This is a genomic window from Brevibacillus panacihumi, assembly GCF_003710985.1.
Lineage (GTDB): Bacteria > Bacillota > Bacilli > Brevibacillales > Brevibacillaceae > Brevibacillus > Brevibacillus panacihumi.
Window position 1 is genome coordinate 41,582 of the sequence record NZ_RHHT01000066.1, and the last position, 25,979, is coordinate 67,560.

The following is a 25,979-nucleotide window of genomic DNA, read 5'->3' on the forward strand; positions in this document are numbered from 1 at the left end:
CCTTAAAATATTGTAGCGCAGCACAAGAAAAAAAGGTACAGTCCCCCAGCAGGAGGAATCTGTACCTTGTTCGTCATTCTATCGATTATTCGTCTGAACTGCGGAAGATCATGATGTACTTCACCAGTTCGAGGACGGAGATCAGGGCTGCGGCTACGTAAGTGAGCGCTGCGGCACCGAGTACCCTGCTTGCGCCGCCTTCCTCCGTATTGCGGATGAAGCCCATTTTGACCATCTGCTGTTTCGCACGGCTGCTGGCGTTAAACTCGACTGGCAAGGTTACCAGTTGGAAAGCGACTGCAGCGGAGAAGAAGATGATCCCCAGGAGCAGCAGTCCCGACATTTTAAAGAAGAATCCGGCCAGCAAGAGCAGAGGCGCAGAGCCAGACACCAGGTTGACTACAGGGAACATCTTGTGACGCGCGACCAGCATTGGATAGGATACCTTGTGCTGGATGGCGTGGCCGACCTCGTGGCAAGCGACAGAGAGTGCTGCGATCGAATTGCCGAAGTAGACCGGATCAGACAGGCGCACTACACGTGACGTCGGATCGTAGTGGTCCGTCAGTGTGCCAGGGATGTGCTCGACGGCGACATTGGTCAGTCCGTTGGCATCCAGCATGCGGCGGGCGGCTTCAACACCGGTCATGCCGGAGGAAGCAGGGACTTCCGCAAATTTGTTAAAGGTACCTTTAACGCGGAACTGGGCCCATAAAGACAGACCAAAAGCGATAAAGATCAGAAAGTCCATCGGGTGAAACAGGATCACGCAAAATCACTCCTTCGTGTATGTCAACTTCTTGAATGCATCGATATAGATGGTGTTCCTAATCAAGTTTACGAAAAAACAGCATACCAGTTTCATCTTTTATTGTACAATCCCTGACCAACTTTGACAATATAAACGGTGGCTTATATGTAAAAAACCTTTTTGGGGTTGGTGGTCCACCAGCTATCGTGGAGGGGAGGAAAAAAGGAAGAACGCTCAGGTGAGGTGGGATCTTCTCTGTAGGTCAATCCTGGCCGCCTCCATTCCAAAGGCGGAACCGCGGCCAAAAGCAGCCGATTCCAGGGAGTGATTCAGGGTTGGCCGCTGGTAGCGTGTTCCGCCTTTTCCATTGCGGCTGGGTCAAGATCCCAAATACCTTCGCTTTTCTTCCTTTTTTCCTCGGCCAGCTTTTTGGTGGGCGTCCGGGAAGTTTTTGTTCTATACCTTAGTTCACAGAAGAAGATAAAAAGTCTTGAATGGTTACTTCAAATTTGAAGGTCTTTAGGATGTCATAGTTTTTCATTGAGATGTTAATTCCGTATTCGGGTTTGCTTGTTTGTCCGGGCTTGTCATAATTTCGGTCTACAAAAACCTCGTTAGGGACTTCCCACGCTTGGGAAGGGATTAAGAAGATTTCTGGCAATTGCCCCTCTTTGAAAATCAGTAGAGCCATGTACAGGTTGGGGTTGCTAATATTGAATTTACTCTTTTGGGCAAAAACGTAACCAGATCCCCGTAAGGATTTGACTTGGATTTCAGAGAAACGTCCTTTTGTATCTTTTACAATGAAATCAATTCCCCGGTCATCGACCTCCGATGAAAATACCTCAAGTCCATAAGAGGCGAATTCCATCTTGGCGAAATATTCAGCGTATTTACCGAGTTGCAATGAGTTAAGCACAGCCCAATTCATATTTGGCATTCGTATCACCTTTTTCGTTGATGTTAGAAATTTTTTACTGTGATGCCGATAGCTTTCGCAATATTGTACCATCATCCGTGACTAACTTCCTTAGTCAGTCATATTTCTCGACTAAAAGACGGCAAAGCATAATCGTATTCACTGCAAATAACTGGTAATCTAAAAAAGTGGGGCTGAAAGGTAGCTATCAAGTCGGATCAACAGGAGGCATTCATGATTCTGAAAAAATTAGCAGCGGTAGGAGTCTCCTTTTTTGTGACCATGATTTGCTTCGCTTTGTTCAAATGGATTGCACATGCGGAAACTGATATGAAAAAGATTTACTATGGATTGGGCATGATCATGACCACGTACGCGTTGCCGTTTATGATTTTCGGAGCGCTTTTAACCTGTCTGGTGGATGCATTCCGATTCTCGCGCAACCTGCATAGATTTTTCGGCTGCTTACTGGCTGCTACGATTACTGCAGGGGTCGTCATTTCAGGACTTCTCCGGTTTCCGGATTTGGCGATTTTCGTAGCAATTACTTGTCTCGTAAATACTTTTGTGTTTTTCTTTGTCCACACTCTGGTAATCCGCAGATCAATCCAGATTTTGCTTGCGGCCATTCCCTTGATCTATCTGATAGCACTTGACATGACCACATAGAAGGAGGATGCAATAACAAGTAGCAGTTTGGGAACATGGAACATCCATTCGAAGCTGCCACTTTTTATAACCTATTCATCCCCGCAAGCTTGCAAAGCTTTACCATAATCAGATTTGACCATTCCATAAAGCTCTATATCCTCAAAGCTTCCCCACTTCCATACATGCTGGGGAAAAGTGCCCTCGTGTTTCATCCCAATTTTCTTCATCACCTTGCTAGAACCTGGGTTTTTGGTCATCGCCGCTGCGAAAATGCGGTTTAGTCCCAAATCTTCAAATCCAAATGCAACCATTCTCTTGGCAGCTTCTGTGGCAAAGCCTTGTCCCCAAAACGGATGACCCAGCCAATAGCCCAGCTCGGCACGCAGATGATTTTTTGTAACATCCAGGAGCATACATCCAATTAACTCTTGATCCTCTTTTTTTACTAAAGCAAAAGTATAGCTGTCTCCTTTTTCGACGGATAGATGAGTGCTCTCAATCCATTTCTCTGCCGCTCCATCGGGGTAAGGATGCGGAATGGAGAGGGTTGTCCGTGCTACTTTTTCGTCCCCAGCTAACACTTGAACCACTTTGGCATCGGATTGTTCGAAGAGTCGAATCAATAATCGATCTGTTTCAAATCTCAGGACCATCTTCTGTCCTCCTTTTGAATCTATGCGACTTTATATGAATATATGGAGATGCCTTTTCTACATGATAATCAACAAAGAAAGGTATTTGACTTCGAGTATAAAATCTATTGCCATTCCTTATAGTAAGCGAGGAAAGGAATGGTGAAAATGCACGCGGTAGCGCAAAAAGAAGCGAAAACAAGCGAGGATTGGCACGATGCCATGACAAGGAATGTCGCCCAGCATTTCGTACAGCAGCTTACACTCTGGGGAGTGGAGCGGGTGTACGGTGTGATTGGAGATGCAAATCTTTACTTGCTCGATGAATTGGGAAAACAGCAAAAGATTACATATATCGCATGCCGTCATGAGACGAACGCAGCGCTGATGGCGTCCGCAGAAGCGAAGCTGACCGGGAAGCTGGCGGTCTGCACCTGCACGAGCGGCCCCGGCTTGGCCTCGATCATCAATGGATTGGCTGATGCCTGGGCGGATCGCGTACCTGTACTGGTGATTAGCGGACAAGTGCAAAGTACAGAAATAGGTTTGGGCGGCGTGCAGGATATTGATCAGCAGCTTTTCATTCAACCGCTTGCTGGTTTCAGTTCATTGGTTGCCGATAGTCATGGTTTTCCAAAGCTGCTGAACAAAGCAGTGAAGACAGCGCTGAATAAAGGCGGTGTAGCCCATCTGTCCATACCAAAGGAGATTTGGCAGCTTCCGGTATCAGGAGGCTTCTTTCCTTTGCCGGTAAAAGCCGGGCCACCCATGCCCAGCCCTGAACAAATACAAAAGGCGGCCCAACTGATAGACAAGGCGAAACGTCCGGTGATTTTAGCAGGGCGCGGCATCGAAAAAGCGCAGTACTACGCCATTCAATTTGCGGAGAAGATACAGGCGCCGCTGATGGCAACCATGCCGGCGAAAAGCTTTGTTCCCAATGATCATTCGCTGTTTGTGGGTGGTCTTGGCCATGCGGGTACGGAAATATCGCGGGAGCTATTGGAAAAGGCAGATCTTTGCATTGTACTCGGGGCAACCTGGTGGCCTGCGGATTATGTGCCACAGACGATTCAAATGGTTCAAATCGACGCTAAGGCCGAAAATATCGGTTCTAGCTGTCCGGTAGCAGCGCCTGTGGTCGGAGAGATGACAACGGCTTTATCTCAGCTTATCCCGATCGTGCAGCAAAAGCGAAACGAGCAGTATCTGGCGGAGATCGCGGAGAAAAAAGTGGAGTGGAACAAAAGGATCCAGCAAGAGTCGCAAGTGGTGTCCCCGACTGACGCCTTATCTCCGGCTTACGCTGTCTCTATCGTGCAGAAATGTGTCGCCGCTGATGCGATCATCTCCATTGATGTAGGGGACCACACTGTCTGGTTTGAACGGATTTTTCAATATAAGCACCAGAAGCTGATCATCTCAGGGACGTGGCGGACACTTGGCTTTGGCTTGCCAGCGGGAATCGCATGCCAGCTGGCTATGCCGGACCGACAGGTGGTAAGCGTGGCTGGTGATGGAGGAGTGGCATACTCCATCATCGAGCTGATCACCGCAGTTGCCTATAATCTGCCGCTCACATTGATCATCATGAATAACCAGTCCTATGCGATGGAAAAAAACAGAATGATGGTAGAAGGATTACACACGCTTGGTTCCCAAATTCCCAATCCGGATTATGCGGCTCTGGCGAAAGCGTGTGGGGCACAATCCGTTCGGGTGAGCAAGCCTGAAGAACTGGAACAAAGCATTCGCGACGCACTGTCTTCGCGAACAACCTCGGTGGTGGAAATCATGTGCACGGCTCCCATTTTGCCTCACACCAAAATTCTTAAAGGCATGGACACATTCAACTCCTAGGAATCGGTAAAACCCTTGATTCCAGGAGAGAGCAAGCAAAAACAGCGGCAGTCCAGGACACTTTTCACGTCCTAGTCCACCGCTGTTTTCTTTTATCCTGTTCTTACTCAGTCGACACAGACGGATCAGCCTGTTCTTTCTTCGGCGTGATCATGATGAAGTGGGACGCAGCATCGTCAATCCATTGCTGGACGCGGCGTGCAGTCTCGTACTGTTCTGTGGCGAGGAGCTCTTCCTTGTAAGCGCCGAGCAGTTCTGCCACATCGTTTTGACCCTGCTCATCCAGCTGGTAGAGGAATACCTTTGCGCCTTTTGCGATGCGGCGCTCCAAAGCAGCCTTATCAAAGCCCATTTCCGGGTTCAGCTTGACGTAGACCACTCCGCCAGTCATCCCTGCGCAAATCCACGGGCCTGGATCACCTAGCACGACAGCCCGGCCATTGGTCATGTACTCGAAGGCAAAGCCTTTCAGGTTGGCGCGAGCTCCGATGCCGCCGAGCTCGTCACGAATCGGCTGGGTGATTTCGCCGCCGAATACCACATCGGCGCCGGAGAGACGGATGCAGGCGCGGGAATCGGCATTTCCCTGTACGATGAACAAGCCTTTTTGCGCACCGTAGCAGAAGCTTTTCCCGACGGACCCGTTGACGTAGGTTCCGTTTGCGCCTTTCGCTTTCAGGATGGAGACCCGACCGCCGAAGCTGGTTTTGCCGACGCCATCCTGCGCTCCGCCTTCGACGCGGATATTGACGCCTGCGACGTTATAGGCTGCCAGCCCATTGCCTGGGACACTTCCTGCCACGAAGTCTAGGGATACCTCCGGCAAGCTGGAATAGCTGCCGTCCAGGTGATTTTCCACGCGCGCCCCAGCCCAGCGGCTGCCGAGTACACGCTCTCCCGACAGGATGCTGGTAAAGGTCTGCTTGATCGGGCGATCTGGACTGAAGTAGCGGGAGTCGCTTACGGCGGTTGCCGAACCGGCGGCTACCAGAACACGCTCCTCTGCTGCTTCTGTCGCTGTGGAGACGCTGCCTGCCTTGTACAGAGGGTGTACGGCCAGCAGGGAAGTCAGATCGATTTTTTCCTGCAAACGGGTCTGCACTAAAAGATCGGAGCGTCCGACCAGATCCTGCGTGCGGGTAAAGCCCAGCTCTGCCGTGATGCGGCGCACTTCTTCGCCAAACAGGGTGAAGAAGGTTTTCAGGCCGGATACAGCCAGGTCCGTCTGGCGGGGGACAAAGCGTCGCAAGCCTTTTTCATGCGCTTCCTCCAACGAATCGATCTGCGTGGCGATCCCTACATGGCAGGTGTCCAGATGGCAGCCGCGGCAGGTCGTGCAACCTACGGCGATCATCGCCAGGGTGCCGAAACCGATTCGGTTGGCTCCTAACAGCATCAATTTCACCACATCAGCAGCACTTCTCACGCCGCCGTCCGCCCACAGCTCCACCTTGTCGCGCAAGCCTGCTTCCAGGAGGGCGTTATGAGCCGCTTTCACTCCGATCTCCGCAGGCAAACCGACGTGCTGCAAGGCATGGACACGGGCGGCACCCGTACCGCCGTCAAAGCCGGAAAGCGTAATGTAATCAGCGCCTGCCTTGGCGACACCGACTGCGATGGTTCCGATATTGGGCACGATTGGCACCTTGACGCAAATTTTCGCCTTATCATTCGCAGTCTTGAGCTCGGTAATCATCTGAGCCAAGTCTTCAATCGAATAAATATCGTGGTTGTTGGATGGCGAAATCAAGTCTGAGCCGACTGTTGCATTACGGGCAGCCGCAATTTTGGCTGTTACCTTGGAGCCTGGGAGGTGACCGCCTTCGCCCGGCTTCGCGCCTTGCCCGATCTTGATCTCCAGAAGATAGGCGGCGTTGGCCAGCTCTACATTGATTCCAAAGCGTCCCGACGCGACCTGGATTCCGCGTGTATGGCGGTAACGGCCCAGCATATCCTTGATCTCTCCGCCTTCTCCGTTCATGCAGATCATGTTGAGTTGATCTGCCGCTTCCGGATAGGCGCGGAATGCCGTCTCGTTCTGCGAGCCAAACGACATCGAGGAGATGAGGAACGGCAGGGAGTGATTGCCTACGCTCAAGTCTACCTGCTGCGGGTCGGCTTTTTTCTGCGCCTGATCAAAAGCAAAATCGGCGACGTGGCGAATCGAGATCGGATTCTCACGCTCGTTCTCCTCTACCTTCAGCGCGTAGTCGGAGTACGGAATATCTCCTGCCGCCATCTGCCCGATCGCTTTCCAAAGCCGCGGGAAAATGTGGAAGGTTCTGGATTCGCGTGCCGACTCGCTGCTGTAATCCTGATAGCGCTGCAGGCTGTCCGTCTCGAGATCCTGAAAGGAAAGGCCGGCTTCCGCAGAACCGCAGAAATTGACGATCCCCAATGATTGAGCGACATCCTGGCGCAGTCCGATCGAGGAGAACAGCTTGCCGTAGCCGCGCAGCTCGTGAATGCCGATGGTCGAGGTCACTTTTTCCAGCCCTTTGTTCAGCGCGGAGTAGAGATTGACGGCCGATACCTCTCCGTCTTTGGCGAATGCAGTCGCAAACATCAGATAAGGGGAGACAGCGTCTGCACCAGAGCCGATGGAGAGAGCCAGATCATGCAGGGAGCGAATGGCTCCGCTGCGCAACACAATGCTCGCCTTGCGTCTTAGGCTGCTGCCTTGCTCGTCATATGCCGCTTTCAGCCCTTGGTCTACAGTGCTTATGGCAAGCAATGGGTCGAACCAGTATTTTCCTTCGCGATGGGTCTCCGTATCATCCAAAATCAGCAGAATAGCACCGTTCTTCACTGCGTGTAAAGCCGATTCGCGCAGCCTGTCCAGACCTGCCTGAAGGCCGTCTTCTTCTGTAAAATGCGTGGACAGAATCGCGATGCTTTGCGGATGGTTGTGGAAATAGTGAATGACTTGCTCCAGCGAATGCGTTCCCTGCTTTTTCGCGGCTTCCTGCAAGGATTTGCCCTCCATGAGCAGCGGGGAAGGAAGCTCCATGCGCTTGCCGCTCGCGTCACGGCTGGCCAAAGGCACGCGAGAACCGATCACGACGCGAGTAGAGAAATGCTCCATCTCACGGTCCCGGTCGATGGCCGGATTGGTTACGACGGCAACGCTTTCTTTCATGTAGTCAGCCAGGTTTTGCCGCTCTTTGGAAAGGGCGCCAAGCGGTCCGTCATGACCCAGTGAGCGGATTGGCTCGGCTCCGTTGGAAGCCATCTGTTCTACCAATTGCACCTGCTCGCGATCCCAGCCGAATGCACTGTAGATGGAGGAAGTAGGAGCTGCCGCATCAGGCTCGGGAGCAAGAGATTCGAGCTGGTAGGAGAAATGCAGATGCTGACTGGCTCCTTCCGGCTGAATTTTCTGTGCAAAACGCTCGTAAACCAACTGTTGAAGCTGATGATGCGGGATGATTTCCACATCCTGACCCTTGCGCAGCCGCACCCCTACTTTTTCCCCCGGGGCAAGAGATTTGGGCTCACTCGCCATTTCATTTGCCAAAATGACGCCTTGCTCAGAAGAGAAGTAGAGGGAGGTCGGCCCTTCCACCATCCAGAGCGGACGCAGACCGAGCGCATCGACGCTGAAGACGCACTCGTCAGCATGACGGGAGACGATACCCGCAGGACCCTGGGCAAAATGACCCCAAGCCTGACGCAGATAGACATAGAGATCCTGCAGATGTGCAGGGAGATGCTTCATTTCATGATGAATCGGCGGGAACACCACTTCCATCGCTTCAAACAGGCTGAGGCCATAACGGTGGATAAAGGTTTCGATCGTCCGGTTCAGGTTCTGCGAATCACTCCCGCCATCGACGAGCGGCACGCCCAGCATCTGGGCTTCTTCCTCCAGCTTGCTGATCGTATTGATCTCTCCATTGTGTCCGAGCAATGAAAACGGTTGAACGCGGAAAAAGTTGGACAAGGTATTGGTGGAGTAGCGGTTGTGGCCAATCGTTACTGCGGAGAGGAAGCGTTCATCTGCCAAATCACGGAAGTAAAGAGGCAATATATTGGCTGCACCCATCACTTTGTAGGCGCTTGTATACGGACTCAAGGAAGCCACGTGGACATGATAAGCCGATTCGATCGACGTATGAACCTCAAACAGGCGGCTGGCATAGTCGGCATCCGTCAATCCCTCTGGAGCCAAAAGGGCAAGCTGCCAGAAGATCGGCTCATCTCGTTTGCCGTTATTGCCCAATACCTGCGAATCTACACAATTTTCACGCTCCAGCAGGATGGCAATGTCGTTTTGGGCAAAAAGAGTGCGTATCTGCTGCTGCACCTGCTGGGGATCGTGTCCGTTGCGAGGGACGAACAAATGGGCAACCGCAAAGCGCGGATCCACGCTCAAGGCGCTGTCCAGACCTGCTTCTTGCAAATAGTCGGCCCAGAGTGCACGCGGGATGTCGGTCAGGATACCGCATCCGTCACCTTCGCCATCGATAAAACCAGAGCGGTGTTCCATCTGGATCAAAGAGCGAATAGTCTCGTTGAGGTTGTGGCGCGTCGGCGTACCGCTTTTTTCGACGATACAGATGATGCCGCAGCTATCGTGTTCAATATGGTGGAAATTGCGAAAGGTTTCCATGGTTTCTTTTTTTTCTCTGTTTAGCATGATTTCGGTCAGTCGAAGCTGACCATCCACCTCCTACAAAAAGAATTCTGAAACTTCTAAATAATGTAGGAATCCAGAATAACACGAACAAGGAATCTGCACAAGAAAGTGAAACGGCAATTTTGTGACTGAAAGCGCTTCCCTTTTAATAAAATGTTTTTTGTCGATCAGGACACTTGAATAATCAATAAAAAAAGAGGACGTATCCCACCATTTACCAGATGGTGAGTACGTCCGTCTTTGCGGTTTAGCGGTCGTGATTTTGTGTTTTGTGATGTTCGGTTTTTCGCGGATTCTGGAAGCCCACGACCTCCATCATTTTGGAACTCATCTTGGGATCCATCGTTTTTTCAGGTGCTTTTGGATAGGTGTTTTCGCCTTTAGACATAAAGCTCCCCCTCGGAACCGCAATTATGGAAAACGAACATTCCTAGTATGTCCGCAACAGCAGCTCTCCGACCGGCGAAATCTTTTCCAGATGACTACAAGGCAGCAAAGCAGCGTTCGACTGCCGCAATCGTGTCTGCGATGTCCTGTTCGGTATGAGCGGTCGTGATAAACCATGCTTCATACTTCGATGGTGCAATGCAGATGCCTTCGTCGAGCAGAAGGCGGAAGAAGCGGGCGAATACTTCGCTGTCCGCTTTTTGAGCGGTGTCGTAGTCGTAGACTGGCTGATCCGTAAAGTATACAGCCATAGCGCCTTTGACGCGGTTGAGCTGAATCTGCGCGCCGTGTTTTTCGGCTGCGGCGCGGATGCCTTGTTCCAGCATGGCTCCGAGGCGTTCAAACTCCTCGTAGACGCCAGGCTGCGCCAGAACCTCCAGGCAAGCGATTCCCGCACGGATCGAGGCTGGATTGCCTGCCATGGTCCCGGCCTGGTAAGCAGGGCCGAGTGGGGCTACCTGCTCCATGATCTCCCGGCGTCCGCCGTAGGCACCGATCGGCAGACCGCCGCCAATGATTTTTCCCAAAGCTGTCAAATCCGGCTCGACGCCAAGCAGGTTTTGTGCGCCGCCGTAGCAGAAGCGGAAAGCGGTAATGACTTCGTCGTACACAACCAATGCCCCGGCTTGATGGGTAAGGCGGTTTACTTCCTCCAGAAAACCGGGATTTGGCTCAACAATCCCGAAATTGCCGACGATAGGCTCCACGAGGACGCATGCTGTCTCGCTGCCCCATTTTTCGATCGCTGCTGCGAAGGCGTCGATATCATTGAACGGAACGGTAATCACTTCATTGGCGATGCTTTGCGGGATGCCGGCACTGTCCGGGATACCCAGCGTGGACGGACCAGAGCCCGCCGCTACCAGAACCAGATCAGAGTGACCGTGGTAGCAGCCCGCGAATTTGATGACTTTTACGCGATTGGTATAGGCACGAGCGACGCGAATGCAGGTCATTACGGCCTCGGTTCCTGAGTTGTTGAAGCGGATGCGCTCCATCGAGGGAATCGCTTCGCGGATCATCGTCGCGAACTTGATTTCCCAAGGGGTAGGCGTGCCGTACAGCGTGCCGTTCGCCGCGGCTTCGGTAATGGCCTGGGTCACATGCGGATGTGCGTGACCCGTGATGATCGGTCCGTATGCCGCCAGATAGTCTATGTATCGATTGCCGTCTACATCCCAGAAGTAAGCGCCCTGTGCACGCTCCATGGAGACCGGAGCGCCGCCGCCGACAGCCTTGAAGGAACGGGACGGGCTGTTGACGCCGCCCAGAATGACATCCATGGCCTGTTCATGCAGTTGTGCAGATCGTTCACGATTTTTCATCGTTTTCCCTCTTTTCTGTTCCCAAAAGTCAACCCTATCTTACCACAACTGTGAAAAGTCATGCCCTGTCAATGTCTCGATAAGGGGGAGGTTGACATCAATTGACTACACATGTAATACTGTACTACGAACGTAATCAAATAGAATGGGAAGGTGATGACGAAAGCTGTTTCCTGTAAGTACAACATCAAAGAAAGAGGTTATCCAACATGAAAATTTTTACACAAAAAATAAAATTAGCGATGCCATTGCTGTTACTCTCCCTGTATCCGCTAGCGGGGTGCTCGGGTTCTCCGGATACAAATGCCCAGTCCGCAGCCACGGTGGTGCAGGAGGCTTCAGAAGTGGATGCAGACCAACAGTTGGGCCAATTGGAAAAGGAGTATGACGCCCGACTAGGTATTTACGCCATCGATACGGAGACAGGGCGAACCGTTTCCTATCGACCAGACGAGAGGTTCGCCTACACATCTACATTCAAGCCTTTAGCCGCAGGTGCGTTGCTTCTTAAAAAGCCGCTCGACGGACTGGATAAAGTGATCACATACAAGAAGGAAGATCTGGTCACCTATTCCCCGGTAACCGAAAAACATGTGGAAAAAGGAATGACCCTTCGGGAAATCAGCGACGCTGCGATTCGCTACAGCGATAACACGGCCGGGAATCTCTTGCTGAAGGAATTAGGCGGTCCCGCTGGCTTGGAGACGGTACTGCAAGAGGTTGGGGATCACATTACAAAGCCGGAGCGATACGAGACCGATCTCAACGAAGCTGTCCCTGGAGATATCCGTGACACCAGCACGCCAAAAGCACTGGCTACAACACTCAAGGCTTTTACCGTGGATGGGGTGCTCCCTGCAGAGAAGCAAGACGTTCTCATCGATTGGCTGAAACGGAATACGACGGGTGATGAGCTGATTCGAGCAGCCGTCCCAGAAGGCTGGACGGTCGGCGACAAGACTGGAGCTGGAAGCTACGGGACGAGGAACGATATCGCCGTTATTTGGCCGCCAAATCAGGCTCCGATTGTCATGGCTGTGTTGTCCAGCCGAACGGAGCAGGATGCAACCTACGATAATGCGTTGATTGCCAAGGCCGCCAAGGTTGTGCTCGACTCACTCGAGCTGCAGCAGGAAAAATAGTCGGCATTAGGAGAGGAATAGATGCCAAAAACAGTTTGGTTCGGACTATGCATGCTACTCTCACTTTTGACAGGATGTATGGGACAGTCAAGTAATCCTGAAGACACTATGAATCGCTATCTGGATGCCTGGCGCAAGGCACAGTACGAAGAAATGTACGATATGCTGCTGGTTTCCAGCGCAAAGGAAGTGACTAAAGAGGATTTTGTGAATCGTTTTCGCAAAATTTATGAAGGAATAGAGGCCCGCAATATCGTGATTACTCCTTTATCCGTACCGGAGGAAAGCGACGACAAAAAGACGGATAGCACCAGGCTCTACCCATACGAGATCAAGATGGATACGATTGCCGGAATGATTCAGGCAAAAGGAAAGATTCAGCTGGAAAAGGATGAAGGCGGGGAGTGGAGAGTACATCTGACTCCATCCTATATCTTTCCCGGCATGCAAGATGGCGACACGGTAAGGGTGCAAACCTTGCAAGCGTCCCGCGGTGAGATCAAATGGTCAGGGAATTGCGATTAACGGCTTCGTGGAAATGATCGGAATAGTCCCAGGCAAGCTCGGGGAGGATGCTGAGAAAACAAAAGCAGCTCTTGCCGAGCGGCTGGGGATTACCCAGGAAGCGATAAACCGAAAATTGCAGGCTTCCTGGGTCAAAGATGATCTATTCGTTCCCATCGCCTACCTGGGTAAAAATCAAGCGAACATTGACTATAGCGATTTGCCGGGTGTCCTGAGAAAGCAGGAAAAAGCCCGTGTCTATCCTTTGGGTGAGGCAGCAGCCCATCTTAGCGGGTACATCCGGGAAGCAACTGCGGAGGAAATAGCGGGCAGATCGGACCACCTGTACGGACCAGGCGACTTGATAGGCAGAGCAGGATCAGAACAGGTATATGAGGATGTTCTGCGAGGGCGGGACGGCAAGCGGATCTCAATCGTTGATGCGACGGGCAAGACGCGGGAAATATTAGCCGAATCCGCACCGGTCAACGGGCGTGACGTTCGTTTGACAATAGACGCGGATTTGCAAATATCGTTATACGAAGCGATTCGTGAAGATGCCGGCACAGCAGTTGCGCTTCAGCCGAAGACAGGGGAAATTCTGGCGTTGGTGAGCAGTCCGGCATACGATCCGAATGCATTCATCACAGGTATGTCAGATGAACAGTGGGATGCATGGAATCTGAATCCCGATAAACCCTTTCTGAATCGATTCACCAAGTTGTACTCTCCCGGCTCTGCCTTTAAACCGATTACAGCAGCAGCCGGTCTGGAGCTTGGTGTCAGCTATGCTGAAAAAACTAGAGAAATCAAAGGCTTGCGATGGAGTAAAGACAGCAGCTGGGGGAGCTATTATGTAACACGTGTAAAGGACAGTCCCAAGGTCAATCTGAGGGAAGCCCTTCTCTATTCGGACAATATCTACTTCGCCCAGGAAGCGCTGGAGATCGGCGCCGATGCTTTTTTGAAAGAAACGGGCAAGTTTCTCAGCAACGTGAATCCGAATATGACATACCCTTTTCCCAAAGCAAGCTTGAGCAATCACGGCATCAAGAATGAGATCCAGCTGGCTGACTCTGGGTATGGACAGGGCGAGGTCGTCATGACCCCCTTGCATCTTGCTCTGGCATACACCCCATTTCTCAATGATGGGGTTCTGATTCCTCCCGTATTGGACTATCAAGAAGGGGACGCTGTCGGATCTTCCGGAATCAGCGTCATCTCAGCAGACACGGCCAAGCTCATCCAAAGCATGCTGGCAGATGTCGTAAACAATCCGGGTGGTACTGGTTACGGAGCAAAAATAAAAGGAATCGAACTAGCAGGCAAAACAGGGACAGCAGAACTAAAAAACAAAAAGGAGCAAAAGGGGCAAGAAAATGGCTGGTTGGTCACTTTCGATACCGCGGAGTCAAAACTCTTGATTGCCATCATGGTGGAAGGTGTAGAAGGACGCGGGGGCAGCGGATACGTGGTGAAAAAAGCCAGACCCGTATTGGAAGAGTATTACAGCAAATAAAATGGTTTCGATCATGACGAGAAGGAAAGGGAATTCTTCCTGCTACATCCGACTGTTGGAGTTGTCAAATATGTCCGGATGCAGGGGGGATTCCTCTTTTTGGCAGGTGTGCCGTTGCGTTGCCAAACAGTAATGCAGTCGCTATAATTGGTTATTACATTTGTAATTCATGTGTCTTGAAGGAAGGTCAGGCGAAGGGGGAAGAATAACATGTTTCATCAATTTCTTATAAGCATGCTGGTGTCTTCTCTCACGATTGCCGTGATCATGCTGATCAAAAAGGTGTTCCGCAAACAGCTTTCGGCAAAATGGCAGCATCGCATATGGATATTTTTACCAATATCACTTTTGCTTCCTTTCATACCCCGCCAGTTTGCTGATTTCGATATCCCCTACCATTTGTCCAGCAACCAGCTCGTGGAAAATGTCAATCCGTCTATGGAAACCCGATCACGTATGAGCGAAAATAACAATTGGCTTCAGGACCTGACTATTTCCATCCAAGACTCTACGCCACCCTATCTGGATACGTTGGTCGGCAGTATTTGGATTGGCGGGATGGCCGTGCTGACAATTTTCATGATCATGGCTTGGTACCGGACAAAACGATTGCAAAACAATACGCGAAAGCTGAAAAATCAAGAGGTTCTCCAATTATTTGAACAGTGTAAACAAAAATTGCATATATCGAGAAAGATTCACGTAGGGGAGTCCCCGCGGATCGCGACCCCCATGATGTGCGGCCTGTTTAAGCCTTGCGTCGTGCTTCCGCCGCGGCTTGACGCATGGCTGTCTCTGAAGGAAATCCAATTTATCTTCCTGCACGAGCTGTATCACTTCAAAAATAAAGACAATTGGATCAACTATCTGATGGCGTTTTTCCAGGTATTGTACTGGTTTAATCCCCTGATCTGGATCGCCGTTCGAGAAATGCGGCTTGATCGGGAGATAGCCTGCGACCATGCGGTTCTGCAATGTCTGGATGAGCAGAGTCAGACGGAGTACGGGAATACCATTATTCATTTTGTTGAAAGAGAGATGCGAATAAGGAACTTCCGGTTTTCCAGCCAACTCAATGGTTCCAAGGCTCACATCAAAAAATGAATCGAAAAAATTGCCTCCTTTCCAACAGATGCCCGGATGTCCAAATGGAATCAAATGGTTATTATGATGCTTGCGGGCATGCTTGTTGTTTGTCAGCTGCCACTCGTATCCGTGCTGGCTGATGACAATCAGCGCTATCATTTTCAGGCTGAACGAACCCTGTACGAGGATTTCAGTGAATATTTTATAGGCTATGAAGGAAGCTTTGTCCTCTACGACATGAAGGCAGATCAATTTCAGATCTATAATAAAGAAAAAAGCATCCAAAGGGTTTCACCAGACTCTACGTTCAAGATCTTTTTATCATTGTTCGCGTTGAATGCGAATGCGATTGACCTGAACCATTCCACGATCAAATGGGATGGAATTCGCTACCCGTATGAATCCTGGAATATGGATCAGAATTTGAAAACGGCAATGAAAAGTTCAGTGAATTGGTACTTTCAGGAGCTTGATCGCAGAATCCCTCCTGACCAACGGCAAGCCTATCTGAAGCAGATCGGGTACGGGAACGCCAAGCTGACGGGTGGAACAACCCCTTATTGGCTGGAATCATCCTTGAAAATCTCTCCCGTAGAACAAGTCCAATTGTTAAAAGCCATGTATACAAATGAATGGGAATTTGAAGAAACTCATGTTCAAGCAGTCAAAGATGCGATTCAAGTAGGCGAGAACGATGGCAAGCTGCTTTTCGGGAAGACAGGTACAGGCACAGTGAACAACGAAAATCAAAACGGTTGGTTCATCGGATATGTCGAACACAAGGAAAACACGTATTTCTTTGCAACCAATATTCAAGAGGGAGATAACAGCAATGGCAGTACGGCTGCCAAAATCACGCTGGCTATCTTGAAGGAGAAAGGAATCTATTAAGGATGCATCCACGTCATTTCGGAAGGAGGATAAAATGTCGATGATGATGCCAAATATCTCAGAAGCTGAATGGGAAGTCATGAATGTTCTGTGGGAAACATCTCCGATTACCGCCAACGAGGTGATTGCCGCCCTGCAGGAGAAAACGGATTGGAAGCCCAAAACCATTCGCACTCTGCTGGATCGTTTGGTCCAGAAAAAAGCAGTCGGTGTTCATCAAAATCAGCGGGTGTATACGTTTTATCCGCTGTATTCGCGGGAGGAATGCCGACGCGCCGAAACAGAGTCCTTTTTGAAGCGGATTTACGGCGGAGCCTTGAAGACGATGCTGGTTCAATTCATACAGGAGGAATCATTGTCTGAGGACGATATTAAGGAATTGCGCTCGATATTGGACAAGAAACCGAAATCCCGATAACAGCAGGCACTTATATCGCTGATACAGTTTCCAGCACATTGAGTTTTGCACAAATGGTGAGCCTCGTATACACTTACAGTTGGAATCCAACGATGACGAAAAAAGGAAGGTATTTGATGATAGAAGTTAACCATTTGCAAAAGGAATTTCGCATCCACCAAGCTAGAGCCGGACTTGGTGGTGCTTTTCGTGATTTGTTCAGCCGGGAGTACAAGACGGTGAAAGCAGTGGATGATCTTTCGTTCCAGGTCGAAGAGGGTGAGATGTTCGCTCTGATAGGGGAGAATGGCGCGGGCAAGTCGACGACGATCAAGATGCTGACGGGCATTTTGACGCCGAGTGACGGGGATATTCGCATTAACGGCTATGTCCCTTTCAAGCAGCGGGAAGAGTACGTCCGGTCGATCGGAGTCGTCTTTGGTCAGCGCTCGCAGCTTTGGTGGGACTTGTCCCCGCTGGAGTCGTTTCGCCTGCTGAAAAGCGTCTACAAGGTGGATGAAATCGAGGGTGAGAAATGGCTGCAGCGGTTGATCGAGGAGCTGGATATCACCTCCTTCGTCAGCCAGCCTGTACGCAAGCTCAGTCTGGGCCAACGGATGCGGTGTGAGATCGCGGCGTCGCTGATCCACAAGCCTCGCCTGCTGTTTCTCGATGAGCCGACGGTCGGACTGGATGTTCTGGTGAAGCAGAAGATTCGCGAATTTCTGCTCAATCTCAATGAAACGGAAAATACGACGATTCTCTTGACCACGCATGACGTGACGGATATCGAAGCACTTTGCAAGCGTGTGCTGGTCATGGATAAAGGCAAGCTGATTTTTGACGGGCTGCTCAGCGATCTGAAGGACAGATGGGGCAACGGGACAGAGATCTCCTTCCAGATGAAAAAGCGCACCCGTGCCGAACAGCTTCGTCAGGCATTGGGCGAGATGCCCTGTGAGATCGAGCAGGTCAATGACTACATGCTGCGCGTCAAGGTGGCGCACAGCGAAGAAATGCTGCCATTTGTCCTGTCCACAGTCATGTCTACGTTTGAAGTAAGCGATGTGAAAATTCTCGAGGCGAGTACCGAGGACATCGTACGCAACATTTATTCGACGGACAGAGAGGTAGTCAGCCATGCGTAAGCTGTACATGGAATTGATCCGCATGCGGTTTTTGACCATGCTGGCTTATCGGGTTAACTACTACAGCGGCATCATTATTTACGGGATCAACATCGGGGCTTACTTTTTCCTGTGGTCCGCAATCTACGGCAGCGAGCAGCAGCTGGGCGGGCTTACGGTCGAGCAGATGACGTCCTATGTGGCGATTGCCTGGATGTCGCGGGCGTTTTACTTCAACAATATCGACATGGAGATTGCCCAGGATGTGCGGGACGGGAAGGTCGCCATCGAGATGATTCGCCCCTACAACTATCTGTCGGTAAAGACAGCACAGGCTTTTGGGGAAGGGATTTTCCGTTTTCTCTTTTTCGCGGGTCCGGGTATTTTCCTGATCAGCCTGGTCATCCCGTTTCATTTTCCGTCAAGCGGGGAGGCTTGGGGACTGTATCTGATCAGTTTGATGTTTGCCTTCCTGATCAACACGCAGATCAATCTGGTGACAGGCTTGCTCACGTTCTTTTTGCTGCGCAACGACGGGATGATGCGGGCGAAGCGGGTCGTAGTCGATCTCTTGTCCGGTCTCGTGCTGCCGATCAGCTTTTTCCCCGGTTGGGCGCAGACAGCCATGGGTTTTCTGCCGTTCCAGGCGGTCAACTATTATCCCAGCCTGATCTTCACGGGAGCGATTACGACAGGCCGAGCCTGGGAGCTGATCGGATTTCAGGTGGCGTGGATGCTGATACTTTTGATGCCAATCCTGTTTATGTGGAAAAAAGCCCGAAACAGGCTGGTCGTACAGGGAGGGTAGGACATGCAAAGCATACAAAACGCCAAACATATCTTCGGAATCTTTGCTGACTACCTGGGTCAGTACTTCAAGACCCGTCTGGCCTATCGGGCAGATTTTCTCGGCGATCTGGTGTCTAATCTGATCTCGGAATTGATCAATCTGGTCTTCATCGTGGTCGTGTTTTCCCATGTACCCTTGATGAAAGACTGGACGCGTGACGAAATCATCTTCATCTACGGGTTTTTCCTGGTCCCGTATGCGTTGTTCTCCATGTTTTTCGGCTTTTGGGACTTTAACGAACGTTATATCATTCGCGGCGAGATGGACCGCATCCTGACCCGGCCGATTCACAATCTGGCGCAGGTCTGCCTGGAGTCAATCGCTCCCGACCGCATTTTCGGCGTGATTTCCGGCTTGATCATCATGGGCTATGCCGCGTTTCAACTGGATCTTAGCTTTACCTGGTATGATCCGTTTTTGTTCGTGGGGCTGTCGGTCAGCGCTGCGCTCATCTACGGCGGGGTGTATACGGCGATTTCGGCCATCAGCTTTTTCTCAGATTCACGGACAGGGATTACGCCGATGATCTACAACATCCAGCAGTACGGCCGCTATCCGGTCGACGTCTACAACAAAGTGATTCGCTTTGTTCTTACCTACATTTTGCCCTTCGCTTTCGTAGGGGTCTATCCGGCAGCTTATTTCTTGCGCAAGGAGACTTGGTATGGCTACGCTGCGATGACGCCTGTCATGGGTGTGATTTTCTTCACAATCGGTGTGTTGGTTTGGAACTTCGGAGTCAGCAAGTATAGAGGAGCGGGGTCATGATCCCGCTCTTTTTTATTTCCATGTATCATCATTTGTCCCGTTGTAGAAGCCGCGCCCCTTTTCCTCACCCAGCTTTTGCTTGTCCCCTCATTTCGAAATCATCCCCCAATCTAAAAACTGTCACACTCCTTCCCCTTCACCTGTCTTATTTATGACAGACTCAAAAGAGGTGAAGCAGCATGCATAGGACGTTCGATGTCGTGATCGTCGGCGGGGGTATTGCTGGATTGACAGCGGCCCTGTACTTGGCGAGAGGCGGTAAACGTGTCGCCGTATTAGAAAGTCAGCAAAGGATGGGCGGCAGAGCCATAACGAATCAGAAAGAGGGAGTGCGATTTAATTTAGGCTCTCACGCACTGTATGAAGGTGATGCACGCCGGGTTTTCCAGGAACTGGGTTTAAACCCGGACCTGTTCCGAAAGGTCGATGAGTTTAAACCATTCGGAATATGGAAGGAGCAGGTTCACCTTTTCCCCGCAAGCATGAGCTTCTTGCTAAAAAGCTCAATGCTTACCATTTCAGAGAAAGTCATGTTTGCCGGACTGCTTATGCGTATTCTCAAGATGGATGTCGAGGCAATTCCCCGGATCAGTCTGCGAGCCTGGATGGAACAGAACGTTCGAAGTCCTATGCTTCGCCACATGCTATATGTCATGGCCCGGGGAGGAACTTATGTTCAGGCTCCGGATTTGCAAGAAGCAGGCCCTCTCTTCAGGCAGATGCAGCGGTCGATTGCCGGCGTGTATTACGTAAAGCGCGGGTGGGGCGCACTGATTGAGCACCTCTGCGAGGAAGCACAGCGACTGGGCGTGGCCTTGCTAACAGGGCGCAAAGTGACTGCTGTCGGACACGAAGACGGATGCGTCCGACATATCTTGTGTGCGGACGGTGAAACAATTGAAGCAGCGTACGTCATTCTGGCGACGCCGCCTGGGATAGCACGAAATCTCGTACCCAATTCGGATGCGACGTCGCTGAAGACATGGGACGAACAAGCGATCCCGGTGACAGCCGCTTGTCTGGACATCGGACTGCGACGCCTGCCGGTTCCCGATCGTCAATTCGTGTATGGAATTGACCAGCCGATCATGATGGTCAATGCTTCCCGTATTCATGGACTTGATATGAGCGATGACGGTGACGTGCAAGTGTTTCAAATGATTAAATTTCAGAATCAGGATGGAGATGCAGGGGAAGATCGGAGACAGCTGGAAGCAGCACTTGATCTCATTCATCCCGGCTGGAAACGGGAAGTCGTAACGGAGCAGTACTTGCCAAGGATGACTGTCGTTCACGATTTTATGCATTTGAAGCGAAAACAAAACCTTGGTCCCGCCGTTCCGGAAATCAAAGGGCTATATGTCGCGGGAGATTGGGCTACGCACGGAGAATACCTGGTAAACGGAGCAGCCGCCAGTGCCAAGCGGGCCGCAGAACATATTCTTGCGCAGTAAACGTATTCGCGCAGAAAAGGAGTGTCTATGGAAACGGAAAGAATGTATCGAACCTACCGGGCAATCATGTTCTCGCTTGCGTACCGGATGATGGGCAGCGTCTCGGATGCGGAAGATATCGTGCAGGAAGCATTCGTTGCAGTCAAACAGCTTCCGCCGCATACACAGATCCACAATGAAAAGTCGTATTTATGCAAGATCGTTGCAAACCGCTGCCTGAATCTGCTTCAGCATTCTGTAAAGCAGCGTGAAGTATACGTTGGAACTTGGCTCCCGGAGCCACTTGTGTCCTATGCAAATGATAAAGACCTGGATCCGTCCGAGATCTACCAGCAGAAAGAATCGCTCTCGACTGCTTATCTGCTGCTCTTGCAGCAGCTCAGCGCGACAGAACGGATTGTCTTCCTGCTGCGTGAAGTATTCGAATACTCGTATGACGAGATTGCAGATGTCGTCGGGAAAAGCAGCTTCAACTGCCGGCAAATTTTCCATCGGGCGAAGAAAAGCATGCACCGCAACCCGCAAAATCGTCTGAAGTGGAAACTGTCACGGAATCGCAGGTACAGCAGTTTATACAAGCATTGATTGATGGCGATTCGAGCAGCCTGTTGCGACTGCTGGCGAATGATGCCGTCCATTACACGGATGGGGGCGGCAAAGCGCAGGCGGTTCCATATCCCGTGGTTGGCATCGCCAATGTAGTCCAGTTTTATGAAGTCCTGATCCGCTGGTTTCGTGATACGGACATGAGTTATTCCTACCAGATCGCGCAAGTTAACGGAAATCCCGGCCTTGTATTGATGATTGAAGGTAAGCCAGCCTATGTATATGCGTTTGAAGCCGAGAACCATAAAATCCGTTCGATCTATACCGTAGCGAATCCGGAAAAACTTCAGCACTTGGCTAATCTGTGAGGATCGGTTTTTATCAAATGTCAGGGGTGATCAGCTTGAAAATGATTGAATTGGAACTTAAAACGATAAACATAACGGAGATGCAACGATTTTATGTAGACACACTAGGTCTTGTATTGGTTGAGCAATCGGAGGATGGTTTCACGGTACAGGCTGGTGCTACCAGGCTCACATTTATCCGTGAGCAAGATGAATCCGTTCCCTACTATCACTTCGCCATGAACATCCCTGAGAACCAGATCGCGGATGCGAAAAACTGGCTGCTAAATAGAGGCTGTTCCGTTCTGCAGGCCGAACCGATTGACTTCTTGAATATCCATGCTGAGGCTGATATTGCCTATTTCCATGGGACGGATGCACATGCCGTTTATTTCGAAGATCCGGCAGGAAACCTCGTCGAATTTATCGCGAGACATCGATTGGGAAACCCCTCGAACGAGACTTTTGGAAGCTCATCCATTCTCAACATCAGCGAGATCGGATTCCCGCTTAGGGGAAATACGCCAGAGACGATCGATTTCTTGAGCGCGAGGATTCCTTTGGCGCCTTTCATCGGCGACGGCAGGTCGTTCCAGATGCTCGGGGACGATCACGGCATGTTTATTCTTGGCGATCATGAGATTGGATGGTACCCAACCAGAAAAATACCAGAGATTCACCCGATCCGTATGACCGTACTGGCTGAACAGCCCAATGAGTTCCAACTCGATGGTTATCCTTACTTGATTCGTACCGTTCCTGGTACGGCAACTGAGTGCTAGGAGGCGATTCGTCCATGAACGCAAAACCAGTAATGATACCGAAATTAGCAGTACCGGCAGCCATCCGATACGCGCGAATCGGATTTGCGCTGCTGGCTGGAGTGTTAGCTATTGTCGTTGCCGCTCAAGTATTTTTGGCTGGCCTTGCCGTATTCTACGATCCAACTCGCTGGGTAACGCACTCCAGTTTGGGTTCTATGGCGGGTGTAATTCCCATATTCCTTCTTATCCTGTCCTTTCTGGGACGGCTTCCCAGGAAAACGAAGATCAAATGTGCCCTACTCATCTTGTTGATTATCGTGAACTTTTCAACAGTGATCTTTGCAAAAGAACTAGGTTATTGGGCCGCCATTCATCCAGTAGCTGCATTGGGATTGTTTTTAAACAGTTTTCTTGTCTTACGCGATAGTCTCATGAAGCAGCTTCCCTCAGATTCGGTAGGAGAGTAAAGTCTGCTATCTCCCCCATCATCAAACAAAGAGACCAAAGGAGTAGCTTCCTGAGGTCTCTTTGTTTGATTTTCGGGTAATCATGCCCCCGCTCTTTTTTGTTTCCGTAAATTCCAAAATAGGTTGAAAAAGAAAACGACAAGCAGTTGGACGATAAAGACTGCATGATCATTTGTCCCGTCATAGAAGAAGCGGAAAAACAGGATACTCGATAATGCAAAAGTAGCCAGGAAGACAAGTGTAGTTCGTAGGAAGCCAAAGAGGTCGTTGACGAGGTTCCACATATGGTACACACTCCTGTTCTAATTTTGAAACGGTTCGTTTTGCTTATTATATCAGACCTGGAAAAGGTGAGATCGCGTTTCTTTCTTGGGTTTTTTTAATTATGACAAACAAGCTGTCATAATTACTGCGGTATCTTTCTCCTATACCCAATCGAAAGGAGAATGACTATGATTACCACTCAAATTCACCCCTTCCGCATCCAGGTGTCGCAGGGGGAGCTCGAAGATCTGAAGGAACGACTGGACCGCAGCCGCTTTCCTGTATTACCGGATACCGGGTGGGATCGCGGCGTGCCGTTGTCGTACCTGAAGGAATTGAAGGAGTACTGGCAGCACGAATACGATTGGCGCAGACATGAGAGTGACTTAAACAATATTCCGCAATCTATCACAACGATCAGCGGGCAGAACATTCATTTTCTCCACATCCGGTCTGCCGAGCCGGACGCCAGGCCATTGATGCTTATTCACGGCTGGCCGGGATCGTTTGTGGAATTCCTAGATGTCATCGGGCCGCTATCGGATCCTCGCGCTCACGGAGGCGATCCGCATCACGCGTATCACCTGGTCATCCCATCCATTCCTGGGTTTGGCTACTCCGTCCCTTTGAATGAAACGGGCTGGACTCCTGCTCGGATTGCCGAGGCCTTTCTTGAACTCATGGATCGGCTGGGGTATGCACGCTTTTGCGTACAAGGCGGCGATACCGGTGCTTTCATCGCTCCGGAGATAGGGAGGCAAGCACCGGAACGCGTGATCGGCATTCACATGAACGCACTGCTTACCTTTCCATCAGGCGAGGAAGGAGAACGGGAAGCTTTGACAGAGGAAGAACAGAAGCGCTTGGAGCGGATGGAGAATTTCAATGATGGGTATTTGCAAATTCAATCCAAGAGCCCTTATACCCTCGCATACAGCTTGCATGATTCGCCTGTCGGCCAGTTGGCATGGATCGTTGAACACTTCAAGAAGCTGACTGATCCAGAGGAAGCCTTGCCCGAAGCCGCGATTGATCGAGACCGTATGCTGACGAATATCAGCTTGTACTGGTTTAGTGGAACCGCAGGATCATCGGCACAAATTTATTACGAAGCCATGAACGATCCGATGGCGTGGATGCCGAAAGATCGAGGGACAGTTCCGACCGGTGTGCTGGTATCCTGCAGTCATGACACGTCGGTCAGACGCATAGCTGAAAGGGAGCATTATATCACGCACTGGACGGAAGCATGGGAGGGGGGCCATTTTTTCGCGATGGAACAGCCGTCGCGTTTCGTGGAGGATGTTCGTCAATTTTTCAGCCGTCTAACCTGATTATGCCGATTGAATTTGCTGATTCAGGCGCCTCTCCTATTTCGTCGTAGTGACTCACGACGCGCGGTTTCGACGCATTCGACAGCATCTGATATGCTGATGGGAGACTGTCTGAATGTTTCGTAGTGGGGTGAGAGAATGAAACTGGACCGCATGCTGGCGATAACCTTGGAGCTTATGGCGAAAAAACGCGTACGGGCTTCCGATCTGGCAGCACGCTTTGAGGTTTCCACCCGAACCATCTATCGGGAGATCGAGCTAATCAACCAGGCTGGGATACCGGTCGTTTCATTTACCGGCGCAGATGGCGGGTTTGAGCTTATGGATGGCTTTTTTCTGACCAAGCAGCACTTTACGGTCAGTGATTTTTCCGCCATTTATCAGCTGCTTCGAGGTGTAGAGGGAGCAGTCGGTGACAGATTCACTCTCTTGAAGGATAAGCTCGAAACCCTGCATCCGAAGCTGTCCAATCATGACTCGGAAGACCTTCTGTTGGATCTCGGTTCGTCGACGCGGGAAGAAAAGGAGATCGTTCGGGTCGTCTATCGCGCGATCCAACAGAAACAGGTCATTGCGTTCACCTATCGAAGCGCGTCCGGCACGGTGACAGACAGGAGAGTGGAGCCGAATCGGCTGTTATGGGAACGCGGCGTCTGGTATCTGGAAGGATATTGCTTGTCCCGCCTTGCGATTCGCTTGTTCTGCGTTTCACGGATGACTTCCCTTCACTTGTCGGGGGAGAAGTTTCAGCCGAGGGAGCTTGTACCCACACATCCTGAAGATGACCCCATCGGGATTCATGCCCATCTGCGTTTCGACAAGACTGCAGAACCGCGCGTCTCCGAGCAGTTTGCAGGCCAGTGCCGCTATGCGGGCGAACACATCGAAGTGGAGACAGTGTTTTATACCAAGGATTACGCCCTGTCCGTCGTTCTCAGCTACGGAGCGAAAGTCGTCGTCGTATCGCCGCCAGAGCTTAAGGAAGCGGTAATTGAGGCGATCGAGGAGATCCGGAGGCGGTATCCGGAGTTGGGTAAGAAAAACAGGTGATTCATAAGGGGAATTTCATTAACTTGTCTCAAGATGAAAGTAAGGAAAAATACAGAAGGGTTCTAATAGAATCATTTCATGAATGAACCGGACTATCGTTGATCGCGATATTCCGGTTATTTGCTTACTATTTATTCTTCATCCAAACGGAAAAGCGGGCTGAGGAAAAAGAGGAGAAAAGCGAAGGCATTTGGGATCTTGACCAAGCCGCAATGGAAAAGGCGGAACACGCATTCAGCGGCCAA

Annotated in this window: 24 protein-coding genes; 18 read left to right on the forward strand and 6 right to left on the reverse strand. The window is 50.8% G+C overall.

Going from position 1 to position 25,979, the window contains the following annotated elements; all coding sequences use genetic code 11:
* Positions 1–85: 85 nt before the first annotated feature.
* Positions 86–766, reverse strand: a complete 681-nt coding sequence (locus EDM58_RS22835) for a zinc metallopeptidase (protein WP_122915395.1) — start codon at positions 764–766, stop codon at positions 86–88.
* Between the two features lie 448 nt (positions 767–1,214).
* Positions 1,215–1,766: a DUF4365 domain-containing protein gene (locus EDM58_RS22840; protein WP_246000979.1), complete on the reverse strand. Its 552-nt coding sequence runs from the start codon at positions 1,764–1,766 to the stop codon at positions 1,215–1,217.
* A gap of 138 nt (positions 1,767–1,904) precedes the next feature.
* On the opposite strand from EDM58_RS22840, the gene EDM58_RS22845 reads away from it, so the two are divergent.
* Entirely contained in the window at positions 1,905–2,339 is a 435-nt protein-coding gene (locus EDM58_RS22845) for a hypothetical protein (RefSeq protein ID WP_122915376.1), read from the forward strand.
* Positions 2,340–2,410: 71 nt separating this feature from the next.
* On the opposite strand, the gene EDM58_RS22850 is transcribed toward EDM58_RS22845, so the two are convergent.
* Positions 2,411–2,974, reverse strand: coding sequence for a GNAT family N-acetyltransferase (locus EDM58_RS22850; protein WP_122915377.1), 564 nt, complete (start codon positions 2,972–2,974; stop codon positions 2,411–2,413).
* A gap of 138 nt (positions 2,975–3,112) precedes the next feature.
* Here EDM58_RS22850 and EDM58_RS22855 point away from each other — a divergent pair, with 138 nt between their 5' ends.
* Positions 3,113–4,813, forward strand: a complete 1,701-nt coding sequence (locus EDM58_RS22855; protein ID WP_122915378.1) for a thiamine pyrophosphate-binding protein — start codon at positions 3,113–3,115, stop codon at positions 4,811–4,813.
* Between the two features lie 103 nt (positions 4,814–4,916).
* Here the strand turns inward: EDM58_RS22855 and EDM58_RS22860 are convergent, their stop codons facing one another.
* The 3 genes from EDM58_RS22860 to EDM58_RS22865 form a co-directional block, all read right to left on the reverse strand.
* Positions 4,917–9,425 carry a glutamate synthase-related protein gene (locus tag EDM58_RS22860; RefSeq protein ID WP_246000980.1) on the reverse strand — a complete coding sequence of 1,503 codons (4,509 nt, stop codon included), beginning with the start codon at positions 9,423–9,425 and terminating at the stop codon, positions 4,917–4,919.
* A 274-nt stretch (positions 9,426–9,699) separates the two neighbouring features.
* Positions 9,700–9,840, reverse strand: coding sequence for a hypothetical protein (locus EDM58_RS25920; protein ID WP_023556181.1), 141 nt, complete (start codon positions 9,838–9,840; stop codon positions 9,700–9,702).
* Positions 9,841–9,934: 94 nt separating this feature from the next.
* Positions 9,935–11,224 (reverse strand): glutamate-1-semialdehyde 2,1-aminomutase, encoded by a 1,290-nt coding sequence (locus tag EDM58_RS22865; RefSeq protein ID WP_122915380.1) that lies wholly within the window; start codon positions 11,222–11,224, stop codon positions 9,935–9,937.
* A gap of 209 nt (positions 11,225–11,433) precedes the next feature.
* On the opposite strand from EDM58_RS22865, the gene bla reads away from it, so the two are divergent.
* The 16 genes from bla (at position 11,434) to EDM58_RS22940 (ending at position 25,734) form a co-directional block, all read left to right on the forward strand.
* Positions 11,434–12,366, forward strand: coding sequence for a class A beta-lactamase (gene bla, locus EDM58_RS22870; RefSeq protein ID WP_122915381.1), 933 nt, complete (start codon positions 11,434–11,436; stop codon positions 12,364–12,366).
* A gap of 21 nt (positions 12,367–12,387) precedes the next feature.
* Positions 12,388–12,891, forward strand: a complete 504-nt coding sequence (locus EDM58_RS22875) for an NTF2-like N-terminal transpeptidase domain-containing protein (RefSeq protein ID WP_122915382.1) — start codon at positions 12,388–12,390, stop codon at positions 12,889–12,891.
* Complete coding sequence (locus tag EDM58_RS22880; RefSeq protein ID WP_148039350.1) at positions 12,860–14,389, forward strand: peptidoglycan D,D-transpeptidase FtsI family protein; 1,530 nt, start codon at positions 12,860–12,862, stop codon at positions 14,387–14,389. Before EDM58_RS22875 ends, EDM58_RS22880 begins: the two co-directional genes overlap by 32 nt.
* Positions 14,390–14,599: 210 nt before the next feature.
* On the forward strand, positions 14,600–15,493 hold the full coding sequence (locus EDM58_RS26315; RefSeq protein ID WP_246000982.1) for a M56 family metallopeptidase: 894 nt from the start codon (positions 14,600–14,602) through the stop codon (positions 15,491–15,493).
* Between the two features lie 9 nt (positions 15,494–15,502).
* A complete protein-coding gene (locus EDM58_RS26320) occupies positions 15,503–16,366 on the forward strand; it encodes a BlaR1 family beta-lactam sensor/signal transducer (RefSeq protein WP_281275097.1) in 864 nt (287 codons plus the stop codon).
* 34 nt (positions 16,367–16,400) lie between these two features.
* Positions 16,401–16,784 (forward strand): penicillinase repressor BlaI, encoded by a 384-nt coding sequence (blaI, locus tag EDM58_RS22890; RefSeq protein ID WP_122915384.1) that lies wholly within the window; start codon positions 16,401–16,403, stop codon positions 16,782–16,784.
* A gap of 116 nt (positions 16,785–16,900) precedes the next feature.
* Positions 16,901–17,911, forward strand: coding sequence for an ABC transporter ATP-binding protein (locus tag EDM58_RS22895; RefSeq protein ID WP_122915385.1), 1,011 nt, complete (start codon positions 16,901–16,903; stop codon positions 17,909–17,911).
* Positions 17,904–18,698, forward strand: coding sequence for an ABC transporter permease (locus EDM58_RS22900; protein ID WP_023556171.1), 795 nt, complete (start codon positions 17,904–17,906; stop codon positions 18,696–18,698). The genes EDM58_RS22895 and EDM58_RS22900 overlap by 8 nt, the downstream gene beginning before the upstream one ends.
* A 3-nt stretch (positions 18,699–18,701) precedes the next feature.
* A complete protein-coding gene (locus EDM58_RS22905; RefSeq protein WP_342769051.1) occupies positions 18,702–19,508 on the forward strand; it encodes an ABC transporter permease in 807 nt (268 codons plus the stop codon).
* A 179-nt stretch (positions 19,509–19,687) separates the two neighbouring features.
* Positions 19,688–20,962 (forward strand): phytoene desaturase family protein, encoded by a 1,275-nt coding sequence (locus tag EDM58_RS22910; protein ID WP_122915386.1) that lies wholly within the window; start codon positions 19,688–19,690, stop codon positions 20,960–20,962.
* Between the two features lie 27 nt (positions 20,963–20,989).
* Complete coding sequence (locus EDM58_RS26495; protein ID WP_342769052.1) at positions 20,990–21,547, forward strand: sigma-70 family RNA polymerase sigma factor; 558 nt, start codon at positions 20,990–20,992, stop codon at positions 21,545–21,547.
* Positions 21,544–21,876: a sigma-70 family RNA polymerase sigma factor family protein gene (locus EDM58_RS26500; protein ID WP_342769053.1), complete on the forward strand. Its 333-nt coding sequence runs from the start codon at positions 21,544–21,546 to the stop codon at positions 21,874–21,876. The genes EDM58_RS26495 and EDM58_RS26500 overlap by 4 nt, the downstream gene beginning before the upstream one ends.
* Positions 21,877–21,917: 41 nt before the next feature.
* Positions 21,918–22,637, forward strand: a complete 720-nt coding sequence (locus EDM58_RS22920) for a VOC family protein (protein ID WP_246000989.1) — start codon at positions 21,918–21,920, stop codon at positions 22,635–22,637.
* Between the two features lie 14 nt (positions 22,638–22,651).
* A complete protein-coding gene (locus tag EDM58_RS22925) occupies positions 22,652–23,086 on the forward strand; it encodes a DUF6220 domain-containing protein (RefSeq protein ID WP_122915388.1) in 435 nt (144 codons plus the stop codon).
* Between the two features lie 452 nt (positions 23,087–23,538).
* Positions 23,539–24,684, forward strand: coding sequence for an epoxide hydrolase family protein (locus EDM58_RS22935; RefSeq protein WP_246000985.1), 1,146 nt, complete (start codon positions 23,539–23,541; stop codon positions 24,682–24,684).
* 138 nt (positions 24,685–24,822) lie between these two features.
* Entirely contained in the window at positions 24,823–25,734 is a 912-nt protein-coding gene (locus EDM58_RS22940) for a helix-turn-helix transcriptional regulator (protein WP_122915391.1), read from the forward strand.
* Positions 25,735–25,979: the final 245 nt, after the last annotated feature.

Excerpts from the sequence above, each read along its gene's own strand:
- EDM58_RS26315 (WP_246000982.1), top strand. The coding sequence starts at position 14,600 with ATGTTTCATCAATTTCTTATAAGCATGCTGGTGTCTTCTCTCACGATT.
- blaI (WP_122915384.1), top strand. The coding sequence starts at position 16,401 with ATGTCGATGATGATGCCAAATATCTCAGAAGCTGAATGGGAAGTCATG.
- EDM58_RS22840 (WP_246000979.1), bottom strand. The coding sequence starts at position 1,766 with ATGATGGTACAATATTGCGAAAGCTATCGGCATCACAGTAAAAAATTT.
- EDM58_RS26495 (WP_342769052.1), top strand. The coding sequence starts at position 20,990 with ATGGAAACGGAAAGAATGTATCGAACCTACCGGGCAATCATGTTCTCG.
- EDM58_RS22925 (WP_122915388.1), top strand. The coding sequence starts at position 22,652 with ATGAACGCAAAACCAGTAATGATACCGAAATTAGCAGTACCGGCAGCC.
- EDM58_RS22920 (WP_246000989.1), top strand. The coding sequence starts at position 21,918 with ATGATTGAATTGGAACTTAAAACGATAAACATAACGGAGATGCAACGA.
- EDM58_RS22845 (WP_122915376.1), top strand. The coding sequence starts at position 1,905 with ATGATTCTGAAAAAATTAGCAGCGGTAGGAGTCTCCTTTTTTGTGACC.
- EDM58_RS22875 (WP_122915382.1), top strand. The coding sequence starts at position 12,388 with ATGCCAAAAACAGTTTGGTTCGGACTATGCATGCTACTCTCACTTTTG.
- EDM58_RS25920 (WP_023556181.1), bottom strand. The coding sequence starts at position 9,840 with ATGTCTAAAGGCGAAAACACCTATCCAAAAGCACCTGAAAAAACGATG.
- EDM58_RS22940 (WP_122915391.1), top strand. The coding sequence starts at position 24,823 with ATGAAACTGGACCGCATGCTGGCGATAACCTTGGAGCTTATGGCGAAA.
- EDM58_RS22910 (WP_122915386.1), top strand. The coding sequence starts at position 19,688 with ATGCATAGGACGTTCGATGTCGTGATCGTCGGCGGGGGTATTGCTGGA.
- bla (WP_122915381.1), top strand. The coding sequence starts at position 11,434 with ATGAAAATTTTTACACAAAAAATAAAATTAGCGATGCCATTGCTGTTA.
- EDM58_RS22865 (WP_122915380.1), bottom strand. The coding sequence starts at position 11,224 with ATGAAAAATCGTGAACGATCTGCACAACTGCATGAACAGGCCATGGAT.
- EDM58_RS22905 (WP_342769051.1), top strand. The coding sequence starts at position 18,702 with ATGCAAAGCATACAAAACGCCAAACATATCTTCGGAATCTTTGCTGAC.
- EDM58_RS22855 (WP_122915378.1), top strand. The coding sequence starts at position 3,113 with ATGGTGAAAATGCACGCGGTAGCGCAAAAAGAAGCGAAAACAAGCGAG.
- EDM58_RS22900 (WP_023556171.1), top strand. The coding sequence starts at position 17,904 with ATGCGTAAGCTGTACATGGAATTGATCCGCATGCGGTTTTTGACCATG.
- EDM58_RS22860 (WP_246000980.1), bottom strand. The coding sequence starts at position 9,425 with ATGGAAACCTTTCGCAATTTCCACCATATTGAACACGATAGCTGCGGC.
- EDM58_RS22935 (WP_246000985.1), top strand. The coding sequence starts at position 23,539 with ATGATTACCACTCAAATTCACCCCTTCCGCATCCAGGTGTCGCAGGGG.
- EDM58_RS22850 (WP_122915377.1), bottom strand. The coding sequence starts at position 2,974 with ATGGTCCTGAGATTTGAAACAGATCGATTATTGATTCGACTCTTCGAA.
- EDM58_RS22895 (WP_122915385.1), top strand. The coding sequence starts at position 16,901 with ATGATAGAAGTTAACCATTTGCAAAAGGAATTTCGCATCCACCAAGCT.